The sequence below is a fragment of the Vibrio sp. YT-19(2023) genome, assembly GCF_033337395.1.
Map to the genome: position 1 here is coordinate 1 of NZ_JAWOQN010001262.1, position 500 is coordinate 500.

The window sequence follows — 500 nt, forward strand, 5'->3', positions numbered from 1 at the left end:
TATGTGTGGTGATGCTTTATTGTCATGGTTGACCATGAGTGAAGTGTCTTTCTCAATCTTCCCATTGATTGCACTCGTACTGGCTGTACAAGCTCTTTATCAAGAGTACTTAAACAACCCGGTATCGGAAGATATTCCGTTAGTGGGCTTAGCGTGTTTCTTTGTTGGTGCCTTTGGTCACTCTGCGTTTATCAAAGCGCAATACCCAGAAGCAGGCTCAAATTTCTTCGCAATCATGGTGTCGATGATCCTATTGGCATGGATTGGTAAAAAGCTGGGTTTCATGGAAAAGAAAACTTCTGCTGAATAATTGAAAAAATTCCAACAAAAAAGCGAGCTATTGAGCTCGCTTTTTTTATGTCACAGAAAAATAACCGCTTTTCATCATGTTTACTTTGGAAGTTGTCTCTGGAATGTGATGCATTCCCAACAAGCTTGAAAGAAATCAATTAATTCATAAAAAATACGCTTTTTTTCAATTCTGCCCTTGAAAAGCGTTT

1 protein-coding gene is annotated in these 500 nt (G+C 38.6%); it reads left to right on the forward strand.

The window, feature by feature from the left end; all coding sequences use genetic code 11:
• Window position 1: 1 nt before the first annotated feature.
• Complete coding sequence (locus tag R7E78_RS31160; RefSeq protein ID WP_318059275.1) at window positions 2-310, forward strand: YijD family membrane protein; 309 nt, start codon at window positions 2-4, stop codon at window positions 308-310.
• Window positions 311-500 lie beyond the last annotated feature (190 nt).